This window comes from Ruegeria sp. CDSC054, assembly GCF_059610645.1.
Window position 1 is genome coordinate 54,939 of record NZ_JBXWOA010000014.1, and the last position, 24,767, is coordinate 79,705.

Genomic DNA, 24,767 nt, shown 5'->3' on the forward strand with positions numbered 1-24,767 from the left:
TGGATTTACCGCGTTTCGATATGCAGCCGGGCGCTGCGCTGTTCCCAGCCGGCACGCTCAAGTTCGGGTCTTTCAGACATTTCTTCCGGCCAGCCCACACAGTAGTAGCCGACCAGAGACCAATCGTCAGGCACAGCCAGATCGCGTTTCATCTGTTCTGGATCAAGGATCGAGACCCAGCCCAGACCCAACCCCTCGGCCCGCAAAGCGAGCCAAAACAAGGTGATTGCGGCAACGACGGAATAGCGGCGCATCTCGGGCATCGTGCCCGCGCCCAGCCCCAGACCTTTGTTGGTCGTCTCGTCTGAGAAAACAGCCAGCTGAACAGGCGCTTCCTGCATGCCGGACAGCTTGAGGCGGCTATATTTAAGTGCCTTGTCCCCCGAGTATCCCGCAAGGGCCTCTTCGTTGGCGTTTTGGAAATTCTCCAGCGCTGCGGCACGCGCCGCTTCGCTTTCGACGCGAATGACGCGCCAGGGTTCGCTCAGCCCCACTGAAGGGGCCAGTCGAAATGTGTCGAGGCAGCGCGTCAGCACCGCCTCGTCCACGGGATCGGTGCGGAACCGGCGCACATCGCGCCGGAGCCGCATCAACAGTTCGAACTGCGTGCGAAAATCGTCGGTGAAGTCCTGATCCTGCACGCGCCGACCTGCTTACTCTTCTGCTGCTTCTTCAGCCGGCGCAGCAGCCGCTTCGGCAGCTTCAGCAGCCTTTGCAGCTTTTTCTTCTGCGCGTTCCTGAGCTTTCTTGCCCGGGGTGCCCTTGTTGGGGTTGTTGCGCTCGGCCTTGTCGCGGGTGCCGGCAGCTTCCAGCATCCGTGTGATACGGTCGGTGGGCTGTGCGCCCTGGTCCAGCCAGTACTGGATGCGCTCCATGTTCATTTTCACGCGCTCTTCGCTGTCTTTGGGCAGCAGCGGGTTGTAGGTGCCCAGCTTTTCGATGAAGCGACCATCGCGGGGCATACGGCTGTCAGCCGCTACGATGCGATAGAAAGGACGCTTTTTCGAGCCGCCGCGGGCGAGACGAATTTTCATTGCCATGGTGGTATCTCCTTTGAATGGCGTATCCGGTGGTTCACCGGTTTAGTTCTGGTGTTTCTTGTGGTGTCGGATGACTTCCTGAATGATGAAATTCAGAAAAGCCTTGGCGAAATCGGGGTCCAGATCGGCTTCTTTCGCCAGTTCTTCTAACCGTGCGATCTGCGCGGCCTCGCGCGAAGGATCGGACGGGGGAAGTTCGTGTTCGGCCTTGAGCTTGCCAACGGCCTGGGTGTGCTTGAACCGCTCGCCCAACGTGTAGACAAGGATCGCGTCCAGCCGATCAATGCTTTCGCGATGCTCTTTCAGCAACGTCGCAGCCCGTGTCACAGGGTTGTTCATTGGCCGGTCCTCTCAGCGGTCAAAGCGGTGTCGGAAATGTCGATTATCGGGTGCCGCCAAACCTGGCAGCGTTCGCCGACAACCTCGCCTTCGCGCTCATAAGTGGCACCAAGACGTTCGGCTAATGCGCGCGAGCGGTCATTCGCGTGGGCGATGTATGAGATCGGACCGTTCACCCCCTGGTGTTGGGCGGCATAGGCGCGGGCAGCCATCGCAGCTTCGTATGCAATGCCCTTGCCTTCGAAGCCGTCGAAAACGACCCAACCCAATTCCGGCTCATCCCAGCCCGGGGCGTTGATGATCCCGGTCCAGCCTGCAAACGCGCCGCTTGCCTTTTCAACGATGTGCCAACCGCCGTAACCCATGATGGCCCAGTGCCCGATCCGGCCCAAAAGCGACCGCCATGCCTCCAGCGGCGTTTTTGGTCCACCGACCATACGGCTGCGGTCCGACGCGAAGAAGGTTGTCATCGCGGGCAGATCACCCTCTTGTGGTGCCCGCAGGATCAGGTTTTCTGTTTCAACGGTGGGGATGGTGTACGACGTCATGCGTAGGCCTCGATCCCGCCATTCACCAGATCGGCCGGCGCAGGGTGCCGCCAGACCTGCATTGTGCCGAAACCCGGGTGTTCGTAGGTATAATCAAACTGCGCGCCCAGCCTTTCGGCCACGGCCTTGCTGCCCAGATTGTCCGGATCGATCAGAGAAATCGCCGTTTCCCACCCCAGCACATCATAGGCATGCGCACGCGCGGCCAGAGCGGCCTCGGTCGCGTAACCTTTGCCGGTGGCGTTATTCATCAACGTCCAGCCGATTTCGGGCTCGGGCCAGCTATGGGGGAACCACAGGCCCACATGGCCGACATAGGTGCCGGTGCCCTTTTCTTCGATGCCCCAGAACCCATATCCGCGCATGGCCCAGTGACCCAGCAGCATCGCCATTGCGCGCCAAGTTTCGTCCGGGCGTTTTGGGCCGCCGACGAATTTTGAGGCATCGCTGGCAAAGAACTCGGCCTCGGCTGCGAAGTCAGCTTCGCAGGGGGCACGCATGATCAGGCGCTCGGTTTCCAGCGTCGGGATCGCCATGGAAAGTGTCATGCCTGCACCTCGCCATAGCGCCAGACATGTTGGTCTGCGCCAAAGGCGCTCTCAGCCATGGCGTCACGGGACGCACCAAGGCGTTGAGCCAGCGCATTCGAGCGGACGTTGGATGCCGATACATAGCTGACGAACTGGCCGGACCCGAGCAGGTCAAAACCGAAGTCGCGAACGGCAGTGCAGGCCTCAATGGCGTAGCCTTGCTTGCGGTATTCGGCGCTTAAAACATAGCCAAGCTCGGGTTCTTGATCGTCCCATTCCAAGCCCAGAATGACAAAGCCAATGACCTGACCGCCGTCTTTTAAAGTGACTGAGAACAGGCCATGACCATGCAGAAGCCAGCCGGAGGTATAGTAGGAAAACTCGGTCCAGGCTTCTTGCTCAGTGTCACCAAAGCTTTCTGCGCAGACTGACGTCCACACCGGCAGGTCGTCCAAAGTGGGCGCACGCAGGACCAGCCGCCGGGTCTGAATGACCGGCAGGGCCGCGCGATATTGCGCTGCTGCCATCGCCGCCTTTCCGGACGGGGGCTGGGTGCAGCGTGCTGGCGTCACTTTTTCTTTCCAAATCCGCTCAGACCCGGAGGCAGAGCCATGCCGCCACCCATTCCGGGCATGCCGGGCATTTTGCCGCCCATCGCTTTGGCGGCTTGTTCCAGTGCCTTGGGGTCCATACCCGCGGCCATTTCCTCAGGGCTGGGGCCACCTTTGCCAAACATGCCCTTCATGGCCTGCTTCAGCATCTTGCCTTTGCCCATTTTGCCCATCTTCTTCATCATGTCGGACATCTGCCGGTGCATCTTGAGCAGCTTGTTGAGGTCGCTGACCTCCATCCCCGAACCGGCGGCGATCCGTTTCTTACGGCTCGCTTGCAGCAACTGCGGGTTGGCGCGTTCGCGTTTGGTCATGGACTGGATCATGGCGATCTGGCGTTTGAGCACCTTGTCATCCATGCCTGCTTCTTCGACCTGCTTGGCCATTTTACTCATGCCCGGCATCATGCCCATCATGCCCTGCATACCGCCCATCTGGATCATCTGTTCCAGCTGCATTTTCAGGTCGTTCATGTTGAACTGACCTTTGACCATGCGCTTCATCATGCGCTCGGTCTGTTCCATCTCCATCGTTTCCTGGGCTTTTTCAACCAGGGCTACGATGTCGCCCATGCCCAGAATCCGGCCGGCAATCCGATCCGGTTCGAAGGTTTCGAGCGCGTCCATCTTCTCGCCCAGACCGACAAAGCGGATGGGTTTGCCGGTGACTGCGCGCATCGACAGCGCCGCACCGCCGCGCCCGTCACCGTCCATTCGGGTCAGGACGACGCCGGAAATGCCGACCTTGGCGTCGAACTCTTCGGCGACTTCAACAGCGACCTGTCCGGTTAGGCCATCGACGACCAGCAGGGTCTCGCGCGGGTCAACCGCGTTACGGACCTGCTCGACCTCGTCCATCAGGACTTCGTCGATATGCAGACGGCCAGCAGTATCCAACATATAGACGTCATAACCGCCAAGCGTCGCCTGCTGCTTAGCGCGTTTGGCGATATCGACCGGTTTCTGGCCGGGGACAATCGGAAGGGTGTCAACGCCAACCTGCGTGCCCAGAACGGCCAACTGATCCATCGCGGCCGGGCGATAAACGTCCAGCGAGGCCATCAGGACCTTCTTGCCCTCTTTCTCTTTCAGGCGCTTCGCCAGCTTACCGGTTGTGGTCGTCTTACCCGAGCCCTGGAGGCCGACCATCAGGATCGGGGCAGGCGGGTTGTCGATCTTCAGCGCACCTGGATCTTCTTCACCGCGCAGGGTGTCGACCAACGCGTCATGCACGATCTTGACGACCTGCTGTCCGGGGGTAATCGACTTGGTCACCGCCTGGCCGGTGGCCTGATCCTGCACTTTCTTGACGAATTCACGGGCAACCGGCAGCGAGACATCGGCCTCAAGCAGCGCAACCCGAACCTCACGCAGAGCGGTTTTGACGTCTTCTTCGGACAGGGCACCCTGTTTGGTCAGCCGGTCAAAGACGCCAGAAAGGCGTTCGGATAGATTTTCAAACATGCCTTCGGCCTCCTATGCCGGTTATCTGGTGGCGTGCCCTAGATAGGATGCGCCGGTTAAATGCACAAACGCCCCCACGGGCGTAACACGCTGGTGGGGGGCGATCCCTGAACGACTCAAGGGACCGGAAGATCAGACGCTTCCGGATGTTGGGTTGGGCTTTAGGCCGATCGGCTGGCAGAGTCAACCTTGCGCGCCGGAAGCCAGTCATTGACCGCATCAACCAGCCGATGCGCACCCCGACCATTTGAGAATGCCTCGACGATGGGATGCCGGCCCTCGCTCATTCCCTTGCCCAATATTAGCACAGGCCGATATAGGGTGGATGTCCCCTTATTGCTTCTCGATGCCGTGCTTTCGATCTCCGCATGGGACAAGTTTGAAAGCAAATGCTCGACGGTATCATAGCCAAAGACGGACTGCCTGCGGATCATTATTTTGTCTTTGTTCCGGTCCAAGATAACCTGAACGCGGCGCACAAAGGCGCAGAAGGCCCCAAGACCCATCCCACCGCCGAATAGGGCAAAGAAGATGCCGAACAAGATGCCCTCACCGCCCTCACTGACCATGAACAGGCCCGCGCCGACAAAAGCCAGAATGAAGAAGACCAGCGTGATGCCGATAAACCATGGCGTATCGGACAAGATCAGTTGGTTCGGAGAATTGCGCGTGACTTTCATGGCGGCACGCTAGCATCGATTTTCAGGCCTGTCGTGGCTTGAATCTGTCAGCGCATTGCGCGATTAGCGCCTCAAACGAGGAGGTACCCATGGATGCGTCATCCGCTTTTCAAGACACGCTGCCGATCAGTTCAGACGCGCTGTTGCAGCGGCTGGATGACGGGGGGCTGAGCTATCGTCTGCACACGCATATCCCCCTGCGCACGGTTGAGGATGCCAAAGGCGTTGAAGAGCAATTCCTGGTACCAGGCGAAAACGCCTTGCGCCTCAAGAACTTGTACCTGCGCGACAAGAAAAAGCGGAACTATCTGGTGACGCTGGAACAAAGCCGCGAGATTGACCTCAAGGCGTTGGGCACAGAGCTGGGGATCGGTAATCTGTCGTTTGGATCGGCGGATCGGCTGTTTCAGAACCTTGGCATCCGCCCCGGCGCGGTCAGTCCGCTGGCCATGATCAACGGGGCGTCAAACGATGTGCGGTTCTTCATGGACGCCGCCGCGCAAACGGCGGACGTCATCTATATGCATCCATTGGTAAATGACCGGACTGTCGCCATGACACGCGATGACCTGATGGCATTCTTCGATCAGATCGGATGCGAGATCACCTGGCTGCCGTGATCAATCGCTCAGCGCCTCTTCGAGGGTTGCGGCGACATGGGCGGCGGACGGATTGACGAACAGGTGGCCGTCAGCCTCAAAAACAGGGTCATCCAGATGGTCGGGAAAGGCCAGCGGTAGTTCGGTGCACGCCAGCAAGATCGCAGTTCCAGGCTTTGCGTGCTTGTCGCACAAAGTTAGTAAACGAGCACGCGCCGTGTCTGATGCGCCGCCGTAGAAGTCACTGTCGATCATAGCCTGAATCTCGGCAATTTCCGTTTCGGGCAAGCGATCATTTGCAGTGATCCCTTCAGCGGCCAATCGGTCTGAATAATTGCTGGCCTGCATGGTCACCGTCGTTCCCAGAACCAGGGCTGTGGACGCCTTGGCAGATGCCGTGGCCTCAGCCGTTGCATCGAAAATGCTGAGAATGGGCATGGTGATACCTTGCCGGATCGCATGCAGCCGCGCGTGCGGAGTGTTCGAGGCGATGATGCCAAAGTCGCAGCCCGCGTTTTCAAGCGTTAGCAATGCCTCGCGAAACACCGAGTCGAACCCGGACCAACTTGCCTCGTCCCCGGCGGTTCCCCGCAGGGCGCGGGTTTTGGCCTGCGTAACGGATTCGATTGTCATGGGCGGGATCGGCAGGGGCGAGCCGTGGCCGCGATTGGCAAAGTGCCTGCTGGCCCCTTCTGCGATCGCTCGGTAATAATCCACGGTCGAGGCCCAGCCCACACCGCCCAGAATGCCGATTTTCTTCATGATAGACGTCCAGTCTGCAAATCTCGCTTAAGGCAGACTGGACGTTATATAAGACAAAGGCCAGAGGTGGATCAGGCGGCGAGTTGAGTTACCGCTTTTTGGGCATTCGCCAACGCGGCGTCCGCATCCAGCGCCATCTTGTCAGCCGCAATCACGTCGACGTCGTGGATGCCGATGAATCCTAGAACGTGCTTGGCATAGTTGGTGGCAAAGTCGATCTCAGACCCTACTTCGGTGCCGCCGGACGCGATTGCCAGCACGGCGCGCTTGCCTTCCAGGAGGCCTTTGGGGCCAGTTTCCGAATAGGCAAAGGTCAGACCCACGCGGGCGACAAGGTCGATCCAGGCCTTGAAGGCCGCAGGCACCGAGAAATTGTAGATCGGCAGGCCAATGACAATGGTGTCGGCGTTTTGTAGCTCGCCAACCAACTCGTCGGACAGGGCCAACAGATCGCGTTGAACCTCGTCACGTTGATCGGCGGGGGTGAAGTTGGCGTTGATCCAGTCTTCGGTCAGCAGGGGCAGGGGGCTGGCAAGATCGCGGCGGATAATGCGTTGGGCTCCAAGGTGCCCGATAATCTGGCCGGAAAGGTCGCGGGTGGCGGATCCGGTGCGGCGGGCCGAGGCGTCGATATGCAGGATGGTCTTGGTCATGTCAGGGTTTCCTTTTTGGCGGGGAATCTGCTTCCGGTCCCAATATGAGTGTTGCGTCAGCGAACGAAACGCAGATATACCAACAGGTATTGTTGGATTTTGCACAGTAGGCTTGAGCATGGATAATTGGGACGAAGTCAAAACCGCGTATCAGGTCGCTCGGATGGGTACTGTCAGCGGCGCGGCCGAAATCTTGGGCGTTCACCATGCCACCGTGATCCGCCATATCGACGCGATCGAAGCGCGGCTGGGCGTCAAGTTGTTCCAGCGCCACGCCCGTGGCTATACCCCAACCGATGCCGGAGAGGACCTTCTGCGCGTGGCTCAGGCCACCGAAGATCAGTTCAATCAGTTGGTGGGCCGAATGAAAGGGCGTGGCGATGATGTGTCGGGCGAATTGGTTGTGACGTCTCTGGCCTCGCTGGCGCCCTTGGTCGTTCCCGCCCTGTCCGAGTTTCAATCAATGCATCCGGGTCTGATCGTGCGTTACCTCACCGGAGACCGCCTGTTCCGCCTGGAATACGGCGAGGCGCATGTGGCCATCCGTGCGGGTGCCGCCCCGGACCAACCCGACAATGTTGTGCAGCCGTTTATCGAACAGGAGGTCGGCTTGTTTGCCAGCAAGTCATATATCGAGCGCCGAGGCAAACCAGCGAGCATTGACGAATTTGCAGACCACTTGTTTGTCGGCACGGACGATGAAAACAGCCGCGCTCCGTTTTCCAAGTGGTTGCGTGCTACTGTCCCGGCCGAGGCCATCGCATTCCGCTGTACCAACAATTTCTGCTTGCGCGAGGCGGTTCTGGCCGGGGCCGGGATCGGTTTCATGGCCCGGTGGGAGGCATCGCGCGATCCGGAGTTGGTCGAAGTTATTGAGCCCTTGCCCGAATGGTTCGGCAAACTTTGGCTGGTGACCCATGTCGACCTGCATCGCACGACCAAAGTGCAGGCCTTCCTATCGTTCCTTAAGAAAGAATCCAAAGGTTGGCTCTCGTGACACCGCAGGGGCGTGGTCATTTGGCAATGATCACATTCACTCTGCTGGTGGCGGGTAGTTTCTCGTTGGGATCGATTGTTGCCAACCAGATTGCACCGTTGGCGATTACAGCCGGACGGTTTCTGATTGCGGCCGTCATCATCGGCATTGCGGCGCTTGCCACCACCGGGTTGCCGCGCAGCGCTGCGCACGCGCCGTGGCGATACGCTGTTTTGGGCGGGCTGTTCGCCACTTACTTTGTTCTTATGTTCTACGGCCTGAAAACCGCCGATCCGGTCAGCACATCCGCGGTCTTCACCCTGACGCCGATCATGTCGGCCATCGCCGGATGGGTTCTGCTGCGCCAGATCACCACGCCGCGCATGGCTTTTGCATTGACGGTGGGGGCTACCGGGGCTTTGTGGGTTATCTTTCGCGCCGATTGGCAGTCCTTTCGCGCCTTCGAGATCGGTGGCGGAGAGATCATCTTTTTCTGGGGCTGCATGGCGCATGCAATCTACACGCCGATGGTGCGTAAATTGAACCGGGGCGAGCCCGCAGTCGTGTTTACATTTGGAACACTGGTTGCTGGTTGTGTGATCCTGACGGTGGTCGGCTGGTCAGACATCCGTGCAACCGATTGGGCGAACCTGCCGCTGATCGTCTGGGTCAGTCTGCTGTATCTTTCTATCTTCGCAACGGCCTCCAGTTTCGTTCTGGTCCAGTTTGCAGCGCTACGCCTGCCGTCGGCCAAGGTTATGGCCTACACTTATCTGATCCCCAGCTGGGTGATCCTGTGGGAGATCGCGCTTGGGCGGCCTGCGCCAACCGTCATGGTGCTGGTCGGTGTCGTTTTAACCGCGATCGCGCTTGTTCTGCTGCTCAAAAGCGAAGAGCAACCTGCGAAAGACACTGCGCCGCTCTCGGAATGACCCTTGTCTTTTGGCCGTAATCTAACAACCCTCGGGTCTGATGAACCATCCCGGAGGGAATGATGAAGCAAGCTATTCTATTTGTCGTCGGTGCGATGTTATCCGCCTGTACGCAAGGAGGGGGGCAGGGGTCGTCGGAGACCGACCTTCAAGGCAGTTGTGAGGCGCTGGTATCGGCTGAGACGGGTGTTCAGGCCGCTGACGTCAACGCGATTTCGACTGAATCGGTACCGACCGGAACAATCACGACAATTGAGGTCACTGGCGCTCAGGCACCGTGGTTGTGTCTTGCGGATGCAACGGGTGTGATCATCGGCGTCGAGTATAGTCAGGAAGGCTAGCTGGGAACCGGCCGAACCGGATGAAATGGTCGGAGTCATCTACATGAGACAGATCAAAGTGCTCTATTCCTGAGCCCGCTAACATCGGCGGCAGGAGGAAGATGCCATGTTTAATCACATTATGATCCCGGTCGATATTCATCTGCCGCCGGAAATTCGCAAAGCTCTGGATGTCGCGGCGCAAATGGCGAGATGGCAAAACGCCCGGATCACGATCGTCAGCGTGACCGGAACCCAGCCGGGCGACGTCACGCATTCAGACGCGGAGATCAGCGTCGAGCTGCAAGCCATTGTGGATCAACTTACCGAGCAGAGTGGCTCCGAGGTTTCAGCGCGCAACATCCACTCGGTAGATGTAGCTGCAGAGGTCGACGGTGATTTGACCCGCGCCGCTGAAGAGATTGGGGCCGACCTAATCGTCGTTGGGACGCACGCACCGCGCATCACGGACCACATCTTTTCCAGCCATGCCGGATATCTGGCCAAACACGCCAAAGTATCGGTGTTTGTAGTTAGATAGATCTAGGGATCGTCTGTTGCGGGCAGTTCGACTTCCAAAAATCGTTCAAACGCATCCAGATTGACCGGTTCGAACTGACCGAACCCCTGCATCCAGACGGATGCCGCGCGCAGCGCATCCGGTTCCAGCTTACACCACTTCACCCGCCCGCGCTTTTCCTGGCTGATCAACCCGGCCTTGGTCAGGATGATCAGATGTTTCGAGATCGCGGCCAGCGACATCTCGAACGGGTCGGCGACGTCGGTGACGGCCATGTCATCCTCAAGCAGCATCGCAAGGATGGCGCGGCGGGTCGGGTCGGCGAGGGCCGCGAAAACGGTATCGAGGTCATTGGACATGCTATCGCTCAATCACAGCGCCCGGTTTTGGTCAACCATTTGGTTGAATATACGAATTGAGTGGTTTTTACGTGCGCCGATGGAAGAGGGCAACTTCAGGGTGCCTCGAGCTCATGAATAAATCACCTAAAAACAATTGTTTAACGTGCGGCAAATCGAACATTTAACACCGTTGACTCTGTGCCCCGCGCCCCTTAGCACCCTACTCAAGACTGTGCGAGGGAATTGCCCGTGACCGATGACGACCAAAAGCAGCGTATGGCGCAGCTGGAGGCCAAGATCGACGCGGCAAAAAAGGCCAAAGCGCCGAAACCTCGTGCGGATGCTGACGTATCCGGGGGCGAGCTAGCCTGGAGGATGGTCATCGAAATGGTATCCGGTCTGGGGATCGGATTTGGCATCGGATACGGGCTGGACAGCCTGCTCGGGACAATCCCGATCTTTCTGGTGCTGTTTACAATACTGGGCTTGATCGCCGGGGTGAAGGTTATGCTCCGCAGCGCACAGCAGGCTCAGGAAAAGCAAACGGCGGCTGAGGCAGCCGACAAGGACGAGAGGGACTGAACGTGGCGACTGAGACCACCGCAGCAGAAGGCAGCAGCCTGGTTTTTCATCCGATGGATCAGTTCATCGTCAAGCCGCTTTTTGGCGGTGACACGATTGCCTGGTACACACCTACCAATGTGACCCTGTGGTTGTTCCTTGCCATTCTGGCCATCATCGGCCTGTTGGTCCTGAGCACCTCGAAGCGCGCTATCGTTCCGACCCGTATGCAATCGATCGCGGAACTGGCTTACGGCTTCATCTACAAGATGCTCGAAGACATTTGCGGTAAGGAAGGCGTCAAATACTTCCCCTATGTCATGACCCTGTTCATGTTCATCGTGACCGCGAACTTCCTGGGTCTGATCCCGACGTCGTTCACGACGACATCCCATTTCGCCGTCACCATTCCGTTGGCGTTGGCCGTATTCCTGACCGTGACCATCCTGGGTTTCGTCAAGAACGGTGCCGCGTTTTTGGGACTGTTCTGGGTTTCAAGCGCGCCACTGGCGCTACGTCCGATCCTAGCGATCATCGAGCTGATCTCGTACTTCGTGCGCCCGGTCAGCCACTCCATTCGTCTTGCCGGTAACGTCATGGCAGGCCACGCGGTTATCAAGGTTTTCGCAGGATTCGCCGCGATTGCCGTGATCTCGCCCGTGTCGGTTCTGGCGATCACCGCTATGTACGGTCTTGAGGTCCTGGTGGCCTTCATTCAGGCCTACGTCTTCACCATTCTGACCTGTGTTTACCTGAAAGATGCGCTGCATCCTTCGCACTAAGGTCTGATACCCAAACATCGAAACTTCCAATTCGTAAGGAGAAACATCATGGAAGGCGATCTCGCACACATCGGCGCAGGCCTGGCAGCAATCGGTTCCGGCGCAGCCGCAATCGGGGTGGGCAACGTTGCAGGCAACTTCCTGGCCGGCGCCCTGCGCAACCCTTCGGCGGCTGCTTCGCAGACCGCAACCCTGTTCATCGGTATCGCATTCGCAGAAGCCCTGGGGATCTTCGCATTCCTGGTCTCGCTGCTGCTGATGTTCGCCGTCTAATCTGCGGAACCTGATCCTTACGCGCAGGTGGGTCCAAGCCATAGCGGCCCACCTGTTGTAAAGACAACGTTCCGACGGAGGACATCATGGCGACAGAACCCGTATACGAAGAGATTGCAGGTACCTGCGTTGACTCTCATGGGTCGGCGATCGGGATGCCCCAGCTCTGCTTCGATTGGTTCCCCAACCAGATTTTCTGGCTGGTCATTACGCTGGTCGTCATCTTTCTGGTCCTGTCTCGCGTGGCCTTGCCCCGCATCGCGGCAATCCTGGCGGAACGTCAGGGGACCATTACAAATGACCTGGCTGCGGCCGAAGATCTGAAGGCCAAAGCGGTCGAGGCTGAAGAGGCCTATAACAAGGCGCTGGCCGATGCCCGTTCTGAGGCACAGCGTATCGCAGCAGAAGCCCGCGCTGAAATTCAGTCTGGTCTGGATGACGCGATTGCCAAGGCAGACGCGGAAATCGCTGCAAAGGCGGCTGAATCGGAAAAGGCAATTGCCGATATCCGAGCCGGCGCGCTGGAAAGCATTCAAGTGGTTGCCAAGGACACGGCAGCTGAACTGGTCACAGCTCTGGGCGGCGAGGCGGATGCCAAAGCCATCGACAGTGCAATTGACGCGCAGACGAAAGGATAAGTGACATGCGGAATACTCTTGCCCTTATCCTGACCGTCGGCACCGCCAGCCCCGCGCTGGCCGCAAGTGGCCCGTTCTTCTCGCTTGGCAACACCGACTTTGTGGTCCTTCTGGGCTTCATCGTTTTCATCGCGGTCCTGTTCTACTTCAAGGTTCCGGGTATGATTGGTGGCGCGCTGGACAACCGCGCCGACGGCATCAAATCCGAACTGGATGAAGCCCGCGCCCTGCATGAAGAGGCACGCAGCCTGTTGGCCTCGTACGAGCGCAAGCAGCGTGAAGTGCAGACCCAAGCGGATGCCATCGTGGCTGCAGCCAAAGAAGATGCTGTTCTGGCGGCAGAACAGGCAAAGGTCGATTTGGAGAAATCCATCGCCCGCCGTCTGGCTGCAGCTCAGGACCAGATCGCTTCGGCTGAAGCGTCAGCTGTCAAGGAAGTCCGTGATCAGGCCATCACCGTTGCGGTATCGGCTGCCAACGCGGTTCTGGCCAAGCAGATGACGGCCGCACAGGCGAACAAACTGATCGACGCAGCGATTGCGGATGTTGGTGACAAACTGCACTGATTTTCACAACCGTTGAAGAATCTTGACCCGGAAGCTTGCTTTCGGGTCAAAGTGTTTTTGCGCCTCTGTTTTTCAGTCAATTGGAGGTCCCATGAACATTCTAGGAAGTGTCCGCTTTGGTGGGGACGCACTGGTTGCAACGCTGGCCCGCATTGACCGTCTGAGACGACAACTGCCCCGCAGCCACGTAATCATCGCCACAAACGACAATTCCGGCGAAACGGATCAGGTTCTGAAGGCGTTTGTCGAGAAGAACTCGGATGTCTATGTATTGGTTCCTAATTGTTTGCCTCGGCTCCTCGAGATGTAACGTTCCGGGGTGGAAGGACTAGATCGCCAATGAATTTGCCAAAGATTAGCCTGATCATCCCCAATCTGAACTGTGCCGGGTTTCTGGAGCAGACCATTACCTCGGTGCTGGATCAATCCTACCCAGATCTTGAATTGGCCCTGTCCGATGGCGGCAGCACAGACGGATCGCTGGAGATTGTCGAACGCTACCGGGATGCGTTCAGCCACGTGTTGTCCGGGCCGGATACCGGGCAGGCTAATGCTGTCAACAAGGGCTTTGCCGTGGCCACGGGCGAGGTCATGGGGTGGATCAATTCCGACGATATGCTTATGCCCGGAGGGTTGGAAACAGTGGGGTCCCTGTTCGCGGGAAACTCGGGTCCCGAGTGGATCACCGGCAAACTCACGACGATTGACGAATCCGGGCACGTTCTGCGCGCGGGCCGGCCCAGGCCGGTTTCATACCCTCGGCTTCTGGCGGGCGACTATCAATGGATTCAACAAGAGTCGACCTTTTGGCGGCGCAGCCTGTGGGACAAGGCAGGCAGCGGATTGGACGAATCTTTGAAATTGGCGGTGGATGGGGAATTGTGGCTGCGCTTTTTGCGTCACGCGGACCTGGTTCCGGTTCATACCGGCATCGGCGCGTTTCGCTTTCGTACGGGACAACGCTCTGAGGCGATGGATGCTTACCACGCCGAGATGCTTGAGGTTATTGAACGCGAGCGACAAAGGCCGATTATCGTTGGTGACATTGTAGAATCGGTTCTGAAGGAACCGCTGAAACTCAGGACGCGCGAGGAAGCAGATCAGGCATTTCCAACGCTTCGTCGCTCTGATCCGAAGCCTTTGAAACCTTTAGATTTGTGGAAGTCCAGGTTGGTCAGCAGGTTGCGTGGATTGTGACCAGGGATAAAACGTCGATGCCAAAATAAATGCTTACCGGGCAGCTGGGTACGTTCTTGTCCGATGCAGAATTCGTTGAGCGCCATATGGCCGCTTAGGTGGCTGCGCCGAAACCATGAAATATTGTATTGCGGCGCAAGTCTTGTCCGGCAGAACAATCACGAAATGACGCGGCGTGTCAGGGACCTTCAGCGCAAGCGTTAAGTGGTGCCTGCCTCGTGTTGAAGGCGTTGCTGAGCGATTTGTTCGTTTCTTTTTGCTTTTTGTTGATCGGCCATGCAGCGTTCAACAAAGCTCAGGTGTTCTTGAACCGCCTGTCTGGCAGCGGCCGGGTCGCGTGCCTGAAGCGCGGTGTTGATGGCGCGGTGCTGGTCCAGGATGGCCTCGCGCGTAGTTTGCTGCTGGAACATCATCTGGCGGTTATAGAACACGCCTTGCCGCAACAGATCGAACATTGACCGCATCATATGCAACATGACCACATTATGGCTGGCCTCGATGATAGCCATGTGGAATTGCGCGTCCAGCTGCGCCTCATCTTCGGTCGCATTGCTGGTATGGGCGGCTTCCATCTTTGCAAAAATCGTCTGTACCACCTTCAGGTCGCTGTCCGACCCCAACCGGGCCGCGCGTTCGGCGGCCAACCCTTCCATGTCGCGCCGGAACGAGAGGTAATCGAATACCGCCTCGTCATGACTGCCGAACAGCCGGATCAGCGCCGGGGAGAAGGCTGAGCCCAGAACCTCGGCCACATAGATCCCGGATCCTGCTTTTGCTGTTAGCAACCCTTGGCTTTGCAGGTCCGCGATCGCGTCGCGCAGGGACGGCCGGGATACGCCCAGCCGCTCGGCCAATTCGCGTTCGGCGGGCAGACGTTCGCCGGGGCGCAGTATGCCGCGCAGTATCAGCAGTTCAATCTGGCGAACCACCGCGATTGAAAGCTTTTCGGTCTGAACTTTTTGAAAAGGCATACAGGCGTCATTCCGGAAATTGGTCAAATGATATGACCATGGATGGCGGCGAGGTTCAAGAATTCGGGTTCACGTGGCTTGAAAAGATTAGGTCAGTATTGTTGACTTTATACTGTTCCTCTCTACGCTAGCCGTGAATGAGAGCGGAGGAGACTCATGTCTACGCACGAATTGTTCGCCACGCGGACATCCCGGATGAAAGCGTCTGAGATACGCGAATTGTTAAAGCTGTTGGATCAGCCGGGGATCATCTCGTTTGCAGGCGGCATCCCCGATCCCGCGTTGTTTCCAGCCGAAGGGTTCTCTGCCGCCTTTCAAGCTGCGTTGGGGCCGGACCAGCAGGCCCAGGCGCTGCAATATTCCGTCAGCGAAGGCTACGTCCCGCTGCGGGAATGGCTCGTCGACCACATGCGTTCAATCGGAGTGGAATGCGGGCTTGAGAACATTCTGATCACATCGGGCTCGCAGCAGGCGCTGGATTATCTGGGTAAACTCTATCTGTCGCCGGGCGATACTGCGTTGGTCGGATGGCCGACTTATCTGGGCGCGCTGGCCGCATTCAATGCCTATGAACCGCGGTTTGACCGGCTCAGCATCAATGGCAATCGGGGCGCGGCAGAATACGCGGCGTCAGCGGGCGAAGGCGCGGTCAAATTCGCCTATCTCTCGCCCGACTTCGCCAACCCGACAGGCGAAACCGTGGATCTGCGGGGGCGGGAGGCGCTGCTGGATCTGGCAGATGAGTTGAACTGTGCGGTGATCGAGGATGGCGCCTATCAGGCCCTGCGTTATGACGGGGATGCCATCCCCTCGGTTCTGGCACTGGAATTGGCGCGTAAAGGGTCGATTGAAGATTGCCGCACGATCTATTGCGGAAGCTTTTCGAAAACCCTGTCACCGGGGTTGAGGGTTGGTTGGGTCGTGGCGGCAAAGCCGGTGATTTCTCAATTGGTGCTGATGAAACAGGCTGCCGATCTTCATTCGGCGACCATCAACCAGATGGCCATTGACCAGGTGGCACGGGCTTGCTTCGACACGCATATCCCGATGCTGCGTCGTGTCTATGGTGCCCGCCGCGACGCCATGTTGCAGGCGTTGCAGGACCATATGCCCGATGGCGTGCAGTGGACCAAGCCCGAAGGCGGCATGTTCGTGTGGTTGACATTGCCGGTCGGTACAAACGGGGCCGAACTGTTAGCCCGGGCGCTGGACACGGTCAAAGTCGCCTTTGTCCCGGGTGGAGCCTTTTTCCCGGACGGCAGCGGGACCAACACGATCCGGCTGAGTTTCTCAAACTCGGATGAGGATACAATCCGCGAAGGTATTCAGCGATTGGGCGAGGTTCTGCGCGCCTGACCGGCGGAAAGGTTTTGTTAACCTTGATGGCGCAATGCTGGGGGTATGATCCGGTATCTGTCCCTCCTAGTGCTGGCCGCTTGCTCGGCCGGCACGCCCCACTTTCGCGATGTGCCTGCGACCCGTGTGGCGGTGAACGGCAGTGTATTTGACGTGCGGATCCGCGATCAACTGGCTGAGGCTGTACGCATCAATTCTCAATATGCTCCGCGCCTTGGCCCCGTACGCGACCGGGCCGCACTGGCTATGGCACAGGTGTCGGGTTGCCCGTTGCTGGATGTTCTGGGCGACGCTGCGGTCACTGTGGGCATTCTGGGTTGCGACCGGGAACTTGGGAAAAAGCTGATTTTCGGCAGCCTTCTTCGCGGTCCCTATGAATGTTCCGACTATGGCTACTACGAAGACTATGGCTATCAGGTTTTTGAGTGTGCTCCTTACTGAGATACGCGCTTTTTTGCGTATTTTGGCAAGATATTGTGGATAACTTGGCATGAAATCCCATATCCTGCGTTACTCCGTTGACTCACCCCCAATGGGTTGCGCAGACTTCCAGATATAGGAATCATGGGACGAGCGGCCTTTGCGTTTCAGCAAACTCAAACTCACCGGCTTCAAAAGCTTTGTTGACCCGACCGATCTGATCATCGCGGATGGGTTGACCGGTGTGGTGGGCCCAAATGGCTGCGGCAAGTCCAATCTTCTGGAAGCGTTGCGTTGGGTGATGGGTGAAAATCGCCCCAAATCCATGCGCGGTGGCGCGATGGAAGATGTGATCTTTGCCGGGGCCGCGACGCGTCCGGCACGCAATTTTGCCGAAGTTGTCCTGACAATGGATAACTCGGAGCGGTTGGCGCCCTCGGGGTTCAATGACAGCGACCAATTGGAAATCGTTCGCCGCATTACGCGTGATGTGGGCAGCGCCTACAAAACCAATGGTAAGGACGTGCGGGCGCGTGACGTGCAGATGCTGTTCGCTGACGCCTCGACCGGTGCGCATTCACCGGCGCTGGTGGGGCAGAACCGCATTGCCGAGTTGATCAACGCCAAGCCCCGTGCACGCCGCCGCATTCTGGAAGAGGCGGCGGGTATTTCGGGCCTTTATCAGCGCCGCCACGAGGCGGAGCTTAAGCTGAAGGGCACCGAATCCAACCTGACCCGTGTCGATGACGTGCTGGAGCAACTGGGCACCCAATTAGCGCAGCTTGCGCGTCAGGCGCGTCAGGCGGCGCGGTACCGCGAGATTGGCGAGCAGCTAAGGCAGGCCGAGGGCATGCTGCTCTATCGACGCTGGAAAGAGGCCGACATGGCCCGCCAGCAAGCCGAAGACGTCTTGCGCGAGCGGATCACCGAAGCTTCCCGTGCCGAGGCCGAAGCGCGCGCCGCCAGTACCAAGCGGTCTGAAATCGAGGAAACTCTGCCACCGTTGCGCGAGGAGGAGGCAATCGCCGCCGCCGTCTTGCAACGTCAGCAGGTGCAGCGTGATCAGCTGGCTGATCAAGAAACCCGCGCGTGTCAGACGATCGAGACGCTGGCCAACCGAATTCAGCAGTTGGCCAACGATATCGAACGCGAAACCGGCCTGAACCGGGACGCGGGCCAGATGATCGAGCGTCTGGAATGGGAAGCACGCGAACTGGCCAAAGCGGCAGAAGGGCATGACGACAAAGTGGCTAAGGCCGCCGAGATCGCGCGCGAAGCCGCATCTGTGCTGCAGGATCGTGAAGATCACTTGTCGCAGGAAACCGAGGATATGGCGCGTCTTGTAGCCCGTCACCAGTCGGCGCAACGATTGGTCGAAGACAGCCGTAAGACACTGGCCCGGTCCGAGGGTGAGGAAGAGAAAGCCCGTGGTGCAGTAGACGAAGCCCGAGATGCTTTGACCCGCGCCAGCGAAGCATACGAACAAGCGCAGGAAGGCGAGGAAGAAGCGCGCGAGGCTGCAGAGGCCGCCGAAGAAGCGCTGGCTGCGGCAGATGAATTGCGCAACGAAACGCAGGCGCGCGAGGCCGAGGCGCGCGCTCAGCGATCCGAGGCAGAGGGTGAATTGGGTGCAATCCGCGCTGAGACATCGGCCCTCGCCAAACTGGTCGAACGGGATACGGCCGAAGGCGGGCAGGTTCTGGATCTGCTGCGGGTCGAGCCCGGTTATGAAAAGGCGCTGGGGGCGGCACTGGCTGACGACCTGCGTACACCGTTGGTCGACGCCGACGGACCGTCGGGCTGGGTACAAGTTTCGGGCTATGATGCAGATCAGCCCTTGCCCGACGGGGCCGAACCATTGGCGCTGCATGTCTCGGGCCCAGACCGTCTGAGCCGCCGGATCGCTCAGATCGGGTTGGTTGATGCGGATCAGGGCGCGCAGCTGCAAGCCTCATTGAAGCCGGGGCAGCGTCTGGTGTCCCGTTCAGGTGACTTGTGGCGTTGGGATGGATTTCGGGCATGGGCCGAGGATGCGCCAAGCGCTGCAGCCTTGCGGTTGGAGCAGCTCAACAAGCTTGAAGCTCTGAAACAGGAACTTACCCGCGCCGAAGCGCAGGCTGATGGTGCCCGCGCCGCGCATGAAGCGCTGTCGCAGCAATTGGCGGACGTCACCGAAGCAGACCGCCGGGCCCGCGAAGCCCGCCGAGCAGCCGACCAGCGGATGGCGGAAACCGCGCGTCAGCTGAGCCGGGCCGAGGCCGACCGCAATCTGGCGCAGGGTAAGCTGGAAACTCTCGCCCTTGCTGTTGACCGGCACAAGGAAGATGCCATGTCAGCCCGCGCGCAACTGCGCGAGGCCGAGGGAGCGCTGGATGGCCTGGGTGATGTCGATAGCGCGCGTGCGCAGGTCGAGGACATCAAGCAAACGGTTGAGGCCGCAAGGATCACCATGCTGACCCATCGTTCATCCCATGATGAGCTGCGCCGCGAAGGCGAGGCGCGGACGCGGCGGGCTCAAGAAGTGACAAAGGACCTCAGTGGGTGGCGGCACCGGTTGGAGTCAGCAGAAAAACGTATCTCGGAATTGGTCGAGCGCAAGGAAAGCTCTGAGGGGGAACTGTCTGAGGCGATGGCCGCCCCGGGTGAGATCGCCGAGGCGCGTGAAGAACTGAACGAGTTGATCGAAACAGCCGAGGCCCGGCGCGCCGAGGCCGCCGACAAGCTTGCCGAGGCTGAAACGCAGCAGCGCGAGGTTGTGTTGGCCGAGCGTGAGGCTGAACGTTTGGCGTCGGAAGCCCGCGAATCCCGCGCGGCGGCCGAGGCGCGCTGTGACGCAGCCAAGGAAGGCGTCGTGGCCGCCGCTGAGCGGATCGCTGAAGACCAGCAGCTGACGCCGAACCAGTTGCTGAACCAACTGGATGTGAACCCCGACCAGATGCCTGCCGCCGACGCGCTGGAGGCCGAAGTGAACCGCCACAAGCGTCAACGAGACGCAATGGGTGCGGTGAACCTGCGCGCCGAAGAAGACAGCAAAGAAGTTCAGGAAGAGTTTGACACACTGAACAGCGAAAAGGCCGATCTGGAAGAGGCGATCAAGGCCCTGCGCAGCGGCATCGCCAGTCTTAACCGCGAGGGTCGTGAGCGTCTGCTGACTGCGTTCGAACAGGTGAATTCTAACTTCGCCATGTTGTTCAAGCATCTGTTCGGCGGTGGCGAGGCCAATCTGGTCATGGTTGAAAGCGATGATCCGCTGGATGCCGGACTGGAAATTATGTGCCAACCGCCAGGCAAGAAGCTGTCGACGCTTAGCCTGTTGTCGGGCGGTGAACAGACCCTGACCGCCACGGCGCTGATCTTTGGCGTCTTCCTCGCCAACCCCGCGCCGATCTGTGTGCTGGATGAGGTCGACGCGCCGCTGGATGACGCCAACGTCACCCGTTTCTGTGATTTGCTGGACGAAATGTGCCGCCAGACGGACACTCGGTTCCTGATCATCACCCACCACGCGGTGACCATGGCGCGGATGGATCGGTTGTTTGGCGTGACCATGCAGGAACAGGGCGTCAGTCAATTGGTTTCGGTCGATCTGAAAAAGGCCGAACAGATGGTCGCCTGATCGTTCACTGCAACGTTATGCCCCAATCGCCCGGTGGCGGGTTAAGGTGGCCGTATGACCCGATATCTGATCCTTGCCCTGTTGACTGCCAGCCCGGTTGTGGCGGCGGAATGGCCAACAAAACCCGGAGATGTCCCGCTTTCATCTGCCGATCTGGATGCCCTGGCGGGGCGAACGCTGACCTTCTATGACGACGGACAGTCCAAGTTTTCTGCTGGTGGGGCCTATTCCTTTACCTACGCCAGCGGGGAATCCGCGTTCGGGACATATTCCATCGCCGATGACGGCAGCGTCTGCATTGCCTATCGAAACGGATTCAGCCGCTGTGATCTCTATGTACGCAGCGGTAAGCGTTTGGTTTTGATTGACGAGAAAGGCAACCGATACCCGGTCCGGCCCGAGTAATTCGGCAGACTTCCCAGCGCATTCAAAACAGCATCTGGCATTGTGTTTGTGATTGCCTGGGCATGCAATAAGATCATGGGGCGACAGAGGTGCGCAGACCGCGGTGGCCAAAAAAGGAAAAGTAAGTGAGCGAAGCATCCAAAGACACACTGGCTCTTGGAAAACAACGCAGCTCTCATGGGCGTCAGCAGGACGATGGTGTGCTGGTGATCCGAAGTATCGCGATGCCGGCAGACACGAACCCTTCAGGGGATATTTTTGGCGGGTGGCTGATGTCGCAGATGGATTTAGCTGCCGGAAACATGGCCGGGCGGGTTTCGCAAGGGCGTGGTGCGACTGTGTCGGTTGAGGCGATGCAATTCCTGCGTCCGGTTAAGGTAGGGGATGAAGTCACACTTTATGCGACGCTGTTGAAAGTTGGGCGCACATCGATGCGCATTCACGTGGATGCATGGGCTCGCCCGAGGTATTCGGAAAAGGCGCAAAAGGTCACGGATGCGGATTTCGTATTTGTTGCGTTGGACGAAAATGGTGCGCCGCGACCGGTATTTGACGAGACATAAGTCGGCGGGGCGCAAATACGCCCCGGCCGACATTTGAGCGTTGCGTCAGAGGCTGTTCAACAACTCTGCCGTCGGCCACGCATCTGCTGGTAGCCCCAGTCGGGCTTGTTCCGCCTGAACAGCTGCGCGCGTTCCTGCACCGAGGATGCCGTCTATTTTGCCGACATCATGCCCACGCGCTTGTAATTTTGTCTGCAGCTGCTTCATCTGCGCACCCGACAGGCCTTGTGGCGGGGAACCTGCGTCGTAGATTTGCCCTCCCTCCAACCGCGTGCCGAAATAGGCGGCAGTCAGGACATAAACAAAGCTCTGGTTCCATTCGAAATAGACGTCAAAGTTTGGATAGGCCAAAAATGCGGGGCCGTTGCGACCCTGCGGCAGGATCAGCGATGCGGGCAGGTTGGCCAATGATCCGCTGCGCGCCTGAACGCCCATCGCCTGCCACTCTGATACGGACCGCGACTTGCCGGGTCCGGACAGGGACCAGTCCATCTGGGCGGGAACAGTCACCTCCTGCAGCCATGGTTCACCCGGACGCCAGCCCAGATGCGACAGCATCTTGCCGCCCGACATCAGCGCATCCGGGGCCGAGGTTTTTAACGAGACCTTGCCGTTGCCATCCCCGTCCACGCCATTTTCCAGAATGTCGCGGGGCAGCATTTGCACCATGCCGATCTCACCTGCCCAGGCACCGGTCGTGCGGTTGGGGTCAAAATCCCCTTGGCTGTAGAGTTCGATGGCAGCAAAAACCTGTGGGCGGAACAGCTTAGGGCGGCGGCAGTCATGCGCCAGAGTGACCAGAGCGTTGCGGGTGTTGAAGTCACCTTGTACCGCGCCATAGTCGGTCTCGAACGCCCAGAATGCCAGCAGTACACCGCGCGACACGCCATATTCCCGCTCTATCCGGTCGAACACCGCATCGTATTTGCGAGACATGGATTTGCCGCGATCTATCCGGTTCTGCGAGATCAGGCGGCGTGAAAAATCGATGAACGGTATTTGGAATACGCCTTGCGCCCGATCCGCCTTTAGAACCGCGCTGTCCTGCTGAACACCTTTGAAAAAGCTGTTCACGGTGGATTTGTCGAACCCTTGCTGAACGGCCTCGGCCTTCAGACCCTTCACAAAGGAATTGAACCCGCCGCCACATTGGGCCAGGGCGGGAGAGGCGAGCAGGGTGGCGGCAATGATGCCGGAGAGAAAACGCATTTTTAGGTCCCTCAGAAAATGAAATTTGCCCCAACCCACACCGACACGAGGCCCAGTGCAAGCCCCCAAACCCGCCAAAGCATGTCACATGCGCGGAAAATCTCCGGCGCGCCGATGTTACGTGACGCATCACCGTTGACCCAGGCCAGATCGCGGACCTGACCATCATAGCTGCGTGGCCCGGCTAGGGCGACGTTTAAGGCGCGCGCCATGGCGGCCTCGGGCCAGCCTGCGTTGGGTGAGATATGGCGGCGCGCATCCGCGACCATTTCGGGCCAGCGCGCCCATTGGCCGGAGTACGCCACGATCATCACGCAGGTCAGACGGGCGGGAATAAGGTTCAACACATCGTCTAGACGCGCAGCGGCCCAGCCGAAATCGCGGTACTTTTCTGATCGGTAGCCGATCATGCTATCGGCGGTGTTGACCGCCTTGTAGATCAGCAATCCAGGCAGGCCCGCAACCAGAAACCAAAACGCGGGCGCAATTACTCCGTCGCTGAGGTTTTCAGCGGCGCTCTCAATCGCTGATCGGGCGACCTGCGCTTCAGTCATATCCCGCGTATCGCGCGAAACAATCATGGCAACCTTGGCGCGCCCGTCGACCAACGAGGCGCGCAACCCTTCGCCCACGTCGCGGACATGGGTCACCAGTGACTTCTGTGCCAGCAGAATTGCGGCAAGGATGATCTCGATCACTGGCCCAAACACGGTCAGCGCGCGGCCCAGAGTCACTGCGCCAAAGATCAGCAGCACCACGATGGCCACGCCTTTCAGGCGTCTATTCGTTCCGTGGTTCAGACGCTGATCCAGCCAGCCGATGGCGGTGCCGATCATCACTGCCGGATGACGAATGCGCGACCAGAGCCAATCTGGCTCTCCTAGCGCCGCGTCCAGACACATGGCGCAAACCAGCAGGAAAGCTGTGCTCACAACGCGGCCTCAAGCCGGCTCCACCCGTCTGCGGGCGGTAAGCCAAGGCGCAGATAGGTGTTTGAGTAGGGGAATATACGGCTCCAGATATGGGCGCGGGCCAGTTTGGCCTGCCAAGCGGCGGCATCGTCGACGTCATAAAGGCGGAACAATGTGGTGCCGCCGACCAGTTCTGCACCTTTGCCCGTAACGAACCCGTCCAGCCGATCTGCCGCATCCGCCAATTGCTGACGGGTCGCCTTGGCCCAGTCTATGTCCTGCAGCGCCTGTTCCCCGATCCGAAGGGCAGGGCCCGAGACGGACCACGGCCCGGTCAGATCGTTCAGCTTTGAGATCAGGTCAGGGCGGCCAATCGCAAATCCCAGTCGTAACCCGGCCAAACCCCAGAACTTGCCGAAACTTTTCAACACGATCACACCGGGCTGCTCGGCCAGATGAATTAGGGATGCGTCAGGGCAAACGTCACAAAAACTCTCATCAATCACGGTCAGCGGGGCATCGGCGTCCTCTACGGTCCAGATACGTCCATCCGGATTATTCGGGTGCACAAGGACGCGCGCCTCGGCTGGGCCGTTCGACTGAACTGTCCAACCCTGCGCGGAGAAAGCTGCCGCGTGTTCGTTGTAGGTAGGTGCTGTGATCTGAACCCGACCCGTCGCAGCAAGTGCAGGCATGCGGGCGATTACTGCTGAAGCGCCGGGCGCGGGCAGAATCGCTGCACCTTTGGGAACGGACCAGAACTGGCGTGCTGCGGCAGACAGCCGTTCGAACGCACCGTGATCCGGCAGCGCGGCCCAATCCGATGGGGTCAGTCCCGACACCGGATACGGGTGTGGGTTGATGCCGGTGGACAGGTCCAGCCAGTTGTCGCGTGCCCCGCCGAACCGGGCGATAGCACCGTCCAGTCCGCCGCCATGGTCGCGCGCGGCACGGGGGTTCAAATCTGCGTTTGGGCTTGCCATCG

The 24,767-nt window shown here is 59.1% G+C and carries 32 protein-coding genes; 17 read left to right on the forward strand and 15 right to left on the reverse strand.

Features of this window, described 5'->3' with window-relative positions; genetic code table 11:
• Window positions 1-5: 5 nt before the first annotated feature.
• The 8 genes from bluB to AC2FGC_RS20325 form a co-directional block, all read right to left on the reverse strand.
• Window positions 6-641, reverse strand: coding sequence for a 5,6-dimethylbenzimidazole synthase (gene bluB / locus AC2FGC_RS20290; protein ID WP_496727023.1), 636 nt, complete (start codon window positions 639-641; stop codon window positions 6-8).
• A 12-nt stretch (window positions 642-653) separates the two neighbouring features.
• Window positions 654-1,040: a 30S ribosomal protein S16 gene (gene rpsP, locus AC2FGC_RS20295; protein WP_496727024.1), complete on the reverse strand. Its 387-nt coding sequence runs from the start codon at window positions 1,038-1,040 to the stop codon at window positions 654-656.
• A gap of 42 nt (window positions 1,041-1,082) precedes the next feature.
• Window positions 1,083-1,379 carry a chorismate mutase gene (locus tag AC2FGC_RS20300; RefSeq protein ID WP_170561253.1) on the reverse strand — a complete coding sequence of 99 codons (297 nt, stop codon included), beginning with the start codon at window positions 1,377-1,379 and terminating at the stop codon, window positions 1,083-1,085.
• Window positions 1,376-1,927 (reverse strand): GNAT family N-acetyltransferase, encoded by a 552-nt coding sequence (locus tag AC2FGC_RS20305; RefSeq protein ID WP_496727025.1) that lies wholly within the window; start codon window positions 1,925-1,927, stop codon window positions 1,376-1,378. The genes AC2FGC_RS20300 and AC2FGC_RS20305 overlap by 4 nt, the downstream gene beginning before the upstream one ends.
• Window positions 1,924-2,475 carry a GNAT family N-acetyltransferase gene (locus AC2FGC_RS20310; protein WP_496727026.1) on the reverse strand — a complete coding sequence of 184 codons (552 nt, stop codon included), beginning with the start codon at window positions 2,473-2,475 and terminating at the stop codon, window positions 1,924-1,926. Before AC2FGC_RS20310 ends, AC2FGC_RS20305 begins: the two co-directional genes overlap by 4 nt.
• On the reverse strand, window positions 2,472-2,984 hold the full coding sequence (locus AC2FGC_RS20315) for a GNAT family N-acetyltransferase (protein WP_496727027.1): 513 nt from the start codon (window positions 2,982-2,984) through the stop codon (window positions 2,472-2,474). Before AC2FGC_RS20315 ends, AC2FGC_RS20310 begins: the two co-directional genes overlap by 4 nt.
• Before the next feature lie 41 nt (window positions 2,985-3,025).
• Window positions 3,026-4,531 carry a signal recognition particle protein gene (gene ffh / locus AC2FGC_RS20320; protein WP_496727028.1) on the reverse strand — a complete coding sequence of 502 codons (1,506 nt, stop codon included), beginning with the start codon at window positions 4,529-4,531 and terminating at the stop codon, window positions 3,026-3,028.
• Window positions 4,532-4,692: 161 nt separating this feature from the next.
• On the reverse strand, window positions 4,693-5,211 hold the full coding sequence (locus AC2FGC_RS20325) for a hypothetical protein (protein WP_496727029.1): 519 nt from the start codon (window positions 5,209-5,211) through the stop codon (window positions 4,693-4,695).
• Between the two features lie 89 nt (window positions 5,212-5,300).
• On the opposite strand from AC2FGC_RS20325, the gene AC2FGC_RS20330 reads away from it, so the two are divergent.
• Window positions 5,301-5,831: a prolyl-tRNA synthetase associated domain-containing protein gene (locus tag AC2FGC_RS20330; protein ID WP_496727030.1), complete on the forward strand. Its 531-nt coding sequence runs from the start codon at window positions 5,301-5,303 to the stop codon at window positions 5,829-5,831.
• Here the strand turns inward: AC2FGC_RS20330 and AC2FGC_RS20335 are convergent, their stop codons facing one another.
• Together AC2FGC_RS20335 and AC2FGC_RS20340 are read right to left on the reverse strand one after the other, a co-directional pair.
• Window positions 5,832-6,572, reverse strand: coding sequence for an aspartate/glutamate racemase family protein (locus AC2FGC_RS20335; RefSeq protein WP_496783292.1), 741 nt, complete (start codon window positions 6,570-6,572; stop codon window positions 5,832-5,834). It abuts the gene before it with no gap.
• Between the two features lie 71 nt (window positions 6,573-6,643).
• On the reverse strand, window positions 6,644-7,225 hold the full coding sequence (locus tag AC2FGC_RS20340; RefSeq protein ID WP_496727032.1) for an FMN-dependent NADH-azoreductase: 582 nt from the start codon (window positions 7,223-7,225) through the stop codon (window positions 6,644-6,646).
• A 118-nt stretch (window positions 7,226-7,343) separates the two neighbouring features.
• Between AC2FGC_RS20340 and AC2FGC_RS20345 the strand changes: the two genes are divergently transcribed.
• The 4 genes from AC2FGC_RS20345 to AC2FGC_RS20360 all read left to right on the forward strand — a co-directional run bounded on the left by AC2FGC_RS20345 (window position 7,344) and on the right by AC2FGC_RS20360 (window position 9,994).
• Window positions 7,344-8,222 (forward strand): LysR family transcriptional regulator, encoded by an 879-nt coding sequence (locus tag AC2FGC_RS20345; protein WP_058273318.1) that lies wholly within the window; start codon window positions 7,344-7,346, stop codon window positions 8,220-8,222.
• Window positions 8,219-9,133, forward strand: a complete 915-nt coding sequence (locus AC2FGC_RS20350) for a DMT family transporter (protein ID WP_496767229.1) — start codon at window positions 8,219-8,221, stop codon at window positions 9,131-9,133. The genes AC2FGC_RS20345 and AC2FGC_RS20350 overlap by 4 nt, the downstream gene beginning before the upstream one ends.
• A gap of 62 nt (window positions 9,134-9,195) precedes the next feature.
• Window positions 9,196-9,474 (forward strand): hypothetical protein, encoded by a 279-nt coding sequence (locus AC2FGC_RS20355; protein WP_496767227.1) that lies wholly within the window; start codon window positions 9,196-9,198, stop codon window positions 9,472-9,474.
• 106 nt (window positions 9,475-9,580) lie between these two features.
• Window positions 9,581-9,994, forward strand: a complete 414-nt coding sequence (locus tag AC2FGC_RS20360) for a universal stress protein (RefSeq protein ID WP_496767225.1) — start codon at window positions 9,581-9,583, stop codon at window positions 9,992-9,994.
• 2 nt (window positions 9,995-9,996) lie between these two features.
• Here AC2FGC_RS20360 and AC2FGC_RS20365 read toward each other — a convergent pair whose 3' ends face one another.
• The gene (locus tag AC2FGC_RS20365) at window positions 9,997-10,332 is read right to left on the reverse strand and encodes an ArsR/SmtB family transcription factor (RefSeq protein WP_058273314.1); all 336 of its coding nucleotides are present in this window, start codon (window positions 10,330-10,332) and stop codon (window positions 9,997-9,999) included.
• Between the two features lie 231 nt (window positions 10,333-10,563).
• Here AC2FGC_RS20365 and AC2FGC_RS20370 point away from each other — a divergent pair, with 231 nt between their 5' ends.
• The 7 genes from AC2FGC_RS20370 to AC2FGC_RS20400 all read left to right on the forward strand — a co-directional run bounded on the left by AC2FGC_RS20370 (window position 10,564) and on the right by AC2FGC_RS20400 (window position 14,331).
• Window positions 10,564-10,896, forward strand: coding sequence for an AtpZ/AtpI family protein (locus tag AC2FGC_RS20370; protein ID WP_496727035.1), 333 nt, complete (start codon window positions 10,564-10,566; stop codon window positions 10,894-10,896).
• Between the two features lie 2 nt (window positions 10,897-10,898).
• A complete protein-coding gene (locus AC2FGC_RS20375) occupies window positions 10,899-11,657 on the forward strand; it encodes a F0F1 ATP synthase subunit A (RefSeq protein WP_496727036.1) in 759 nt (252 codons plus the stop codon).
• A gap of 48 nt (window positions 11,658-11,705) precedes the next feature.
• Window positions 11,706-11,930, forward strand: a complete 225-nt coding sequence (locus AC2FGC_RS20380) for a F0F1 ATP synthase subunit C (protein ID WP_005981269.1) — start codon at window positions 11,706-11,708, stop codon at window positions 11,928-11,930.
• A gap of 86 nt (window positions 11,931-12,016) precedes the next feature.
• Entirely contained in the window at window positions 12,017-12,568 is a 552-nt protein-coding gene (locus tag AC2FGC_RS20385) for a F0F1 ATP synthase subunit B' (protein WP_496727037.1), read from the forward strand.
• A 5-nt stretch (window positions 12,569-12,573) separates the two neighbouring features.
• Window positions 12,574-13,134, forward strand: a complete 561-nt coding sequence (locus tag AC2FGC_RS20390; protein WP_496727038.1) for a F0F1 ATP synthase subunit B — start codon at window positions 12,574-12,576, stop codon at window positions 13,132-13,134.
• Between the two features lie 91 nt (window positions 13,135-13,225).
• A complete protein-coding gene (locus AC2FGC_RS20395) occupies window positions 13,226-13,444 on the forward strand; it encodes a hypothetical protein (protein ID WP_496727039.1) in 219 nt (72 codons plus the stop codon).
• A 29-nt stretch (window positions 13,445-13,473) separates the two neighbouring features.
• Window positions 13,474-14,331, forward strand: coding sequence for a glycosyltransferase family 2 protein (locus AC2FGC_RS20400; RefSeq protein ID WP_496783295.1), 858 nt, complete (start codon window positions 13,474-13,476; stop codon window positions 14,329-14,331).
• Window positions 14,332-14,531: 200 nt separating this feature from the next.
• Here the strand turns inward: AC2FGC_RS20400 and AC2FGC_RS20405 are convergent, their stop codons facing one another.
• Window positions 14,532-15,302, reverse strand: coding sequence for a FadR/GntR family transcriptional regulator (locus AC2FGC_RS20405; protein WP_496727041.1), 771 nt, complete (start codon window positions 15,300-15,302; stop codon window positions 14,532-14,534).
• A 156-nt stretch (window positions 15,303-15,458) separates the two neighbouring features.
• On the opposite strand from AC2FGC_RS20405, the gene AC2FGC_RS20410 reads away from it, so the two are divergent.
• The 5 genes from AC2FGC_RS20410 to AC2FGC_RS20430 all read left to right on the forward strand — a co-directional run bounded on the left by AC2FGC_RS20410 (window position 15,459) and on the right by AC2FGC_RS20430 (window position 21,662).
• Entirely contained in the window at window positions 15,459-16,658 is a 1,200-nt protein-coding gene (locus AC2FGC_RS20410; protein WP_496727042.1) for an aminotransferase-like domain-containing protein, read from the forward strand.
• 45 nt (window positions 16,659-16,703) lie between these two features.
• Window positions 16,704-17,099 (forward strand): hypothetical protein, encoded by a 396-nt coding sequence (locus tag AC2FGC_RS20415; protein WP_496727043.1) that lies wholly within the window; start codon window positions 16,704-16,706, stop codon window positions 17,097-17,099.
• Window positions 17,100-17,238: 139 nt separating this feature from the next.
• Entirely contained in the window at window positions 17,239-20,694 is a 3,456-nt protein-coding gene (locus AC2FGC_RS20420) for a chromosome segregation SMC family protein (RefSeq protein WP_496727044.1), read from the forward strand.
• A 54-nt stretch (window positions 20,695-20,748) separates the two neighbouring features.
• Window positions 20,749-21,099 carry a hypothetical protein gene (locus AC2FGC_RS20425; RefSeq protein WP_496727045.1) on the forward strand — a complete coding sequence of 117 codons (351 nt, stop codon included), beginning with the start codon at window positions 20,749-20,751 and terminating at the stop codon, window positions 21,097-21,099.
• A gap of 224 nt (window positions 21,100-21,323) precedes the next feature.
• Window positions 21,324-21,662, forward strand: a complete 339-nt coding sequence (locus tag AC2FGC_RS20430) for an acyl-CoA thioesterase (RefSeq protein ID WP_113791500.1) — start codon at window positions 21,324-21,326, stop codon at window positions 21,660-21,662.
• Between the two features lie 45 nt (window positions 21,663-21,707).
• On the opposite strand, the gene AC2FGC_RS20435 is transcribed toward AC2FGC_RS20430, so the two are convergent.
• The 3 genes from AC2FGC_RS20435 to AC2FGC_RS20445 are packed head-to-tail and all read right to left on the reverse strand — an operon-like array spanning window position 21,708 to window position 24,765.
• Window positions 21,708-22,871 (reverse strand): lytic murein transglycosylase, encoded by a 1,164-nt coding sequence (locus AC2FGC_RS20435; protein ID WP_496727046.1) that lies wholly within the window; start codon window positions 22,869-22,871, stop codon window positions 21,708-21,710.
• A gap of 11 nt (window positions 22,872-22,882) precedes the next feature.
• Window positions 22,883-23,803 carry an adenosylcobinamide-phosphate synthase CbiB gene (gene cbiB, locus AC2FGC_RS20440; RefSeq protein WP_496727047.1) on the reverse strand — a complete coding sequence of 307 codons (921 nt, stop codon included), beginning with the start codon at window positions 23,801-23,803 and terminating at the stop codon, window positions 22,883-22,885.
• Window positions 23,800-24,765 carry a threonine-phosphate decarboxylase gene (locus AC2FGC_RS20445; protein ID WP_496727048.1) on the reverse strand — a complete coding sequence of 322 codons (966 nt, stop codon included), beginning with the start codon at window positions 24,763-24,765 and terminating at the stop codon, window positions 23,800-23,802. The genes cbiB and AC2FGC_RS20445 overlap by 4 nt, the downstream gene beginning before the upstream one ends.
• Between the last annotated feature and the right edge of the window lie 2 nt (window positions 24,766-24,767).